The sequence below is a fragment of the Oleiagrimonas sp. genome, from assembly GCF_027858935.1.
GTDB lineage: Bacteria > Pseudomonadota > Gammaproteobacteria > Xanthomonadales > Rhodanobacteraceae > Oleiagrimonas.
In genome coordinates, this window is sequence record NZ_JAQIBU010000346.1 from 1 (window position 1) to 2,234 (window position 2,234).

1 protein-coding gene and 1 pseudogene are annotated in these 2,234 nt (G+C 57.9%); one reads left to right on the forward strand and one right to left on the reverse strand.

Annotation, left to right across the window (positions count from 1 at the left end; translation table 11 throughout):
* A partial coding sequence (locus PF446_RS13115) for an ice-binding family protein (RefSeq protein WP_298072330.1) occupies nt 1-496 on the reverse strand: 496 nt, incomplete at its 3' end.
* Nucleotides 497-891: 395 nt separating this feature from the next.
* Between PF446_RS13115 and PF446_RS13120 the strand changes: the two are divergent.
* Nucleotides 892-2,234 (forward strand): annotated as a pseudogene (locus PF446_RS13120) (hypothetical protein); the annotation flags it as partial.

Below are 2,234 nucleotides of genomic sequence, written 5' to 3' on the forward strand. Positions count from 1 at the left end.
CTCCGTCGAGTGTGAGCGTGCCCGACAGATTGGTTGTTCCTGCGGGGACCGTATAGATACCCGGGGCAAGCGTCCCTGCAAGCGTCAGATCCGCATTGGTCAGGGTGGTACCTGATCCCAGAGACGCAAGATTGTTTATCGCAGTCGTGAGTCCGGACTGTGCCGACTGTGCGAGTGCACCACCGGCGTATACGCTTCCTCCCGTAACCTGCAGATCCGATACCGCAACGCCTGGCGAAGAGTTGAAGCCGGTAATGGCATTCGCACCTCCGCTCGACCAGACGCCGACATTTCCGACGATGGTGCTCGACCGGACATTGGTCACTGTCGAGTGACCGAGGACGGTGAAACTCGCCAGGTCCGAACCGAGTATCGGCGTCGCCATTGCCGTGCCGGGACCACAAAAGGCACCAATCACAGCCAATGCCAGAATCCACTTGTGCGAAGGGCGGTCGACTGTCCGTGCTTTGCGTGAATGTATGGACAGGATCTTCATAAAGACTCTCCTAAACAAACCAAAGAACCTACGATGAGGTCTGTTCACCTATCGCAGGCAGCGCATCCATCGCTTGGGGTCGCGCGCCAGAAGATCGCAAAGCGCAAACGATTCATATAATTAGATTGCATTTGTCGTGCCAACTGTTGGAATGCCAAGAAAACAATGAGTTGAAGTTCGAGCGTTGTGTGCATTTCAACCATTGTGTAAGAAATATCGACATCTGCAGCGGGTATCAACGTTGGTGTTGCATCATTGATGCCGCCGAAAGTTGCCGATATGCCAACCACCCCGGGTAGGGGCGATCGAGCCCTGCTCGGGCCGCTCAGGCCTGGCGTACACTGTTGACGCGATTGGAGTGCCGCGACATCCCCCGGCTATTCTAAAGATCGGGTTTGGGCAGCAAGCCCAACCCAATCTTTACCCTGGGGAAGGGGCCTGACCGCGCGCTTGTATCGGGTGGCGCGAAGCCCGACACTTGGCTGTATCTGGAGACCGGCCGGTCACCGGAGGGAACCTTGGGGTACAGAGTGACCAATCACGCCCAAACCCCGAAAAAGCGCGGACTGATCGCCGAACTGCGCTACCGCCATATCTGGCGTGCGGCGGCTTTGTATATCGGCACGGTATGGGCGCTGGCACAAGGCATCGCGGAATTGGGACCCATATTCGGAATGCCGGACTGGGGGACGCGCTGGTTCGTGATTGCCTGCGCCATCGGTTTTCCATTTTGGGTGGCGTTCGCGTGGTTTTACAAGCTGACGCCCGCAGGCTTGAAGCTCGAGAACGACGTCGAGACTCCGGACTCGACTTTCCAGCACGCTATCGGACGCAAGCTGGATTTCTGGATTATCGGCGTCATGGCCGTTGCCATCGTGTTGCTGGTGACCAACACCGTCGTGACGCAACATGACATCCCCGGCGCCACGAATGTGCTCGATGCCAAGGCCATTGCCGCGGAATTGGCCAAGGTCCCAAACAAATCAGTTGCAGTACTGCCACTTGCCAATGAAAGCGGCGACCCGAAACAGCAATATTTTTCCGATGGTCTGTCCGAAGAGCTGATCTCCGACCTTACCCAGGTCAATGGTCTGAAGGTGATTGGCCAGTATTCGAGCTTCAAGTTTCGTGATAGCAAGGATAGCCTGGCGCAGATCGGAGCGGCATTGGGCGTGGCGCACCTGATCCAGGGCTCGGTACGCCAGCAGGGCGACCGTATCCGCGTCACGGTCAGCCTGATCCGCGCGAAAGACGGTAGCAGCATCTGGTCGCACAGTTACGATGAGCTACTGCGGGACGTATTCTCGATACAGTCGAAGATCGGCCACGCCGTGGCTGCAGCACTCCGGATCAAGCTGTTAGGCAATGCCATCGTCTCAAGCGCCAAGCCTCCTGGCGGAAATGTCGAGGCCTATCAGCTCATGTTGCAAGGACATGCCCTGGTTCTGCGTCAAACGAAAGACGGTTTCAGTCAGGGCATCCCGTTGCTCAGGCATGCACTCAAGCTCGATCCCGAGTACGCGTATGCTTGGGGATTGTTGTCCATGGCCTACGTCAATCTGGGGCAGATCACCCCTGCCGGCGATGCGCGGCAACAGGCCTACGCGCAAGCCCGAGTCGCGGCGGACAGGCAGCAGGTTCTGGCGCCGAATGTCGCAAGCACCTACTCGGTCCGCGGCTTTCTGTTGTCGACCATCGACAACGATCCGATAGGCGCGCTGGCCGAGTACAAACGCGC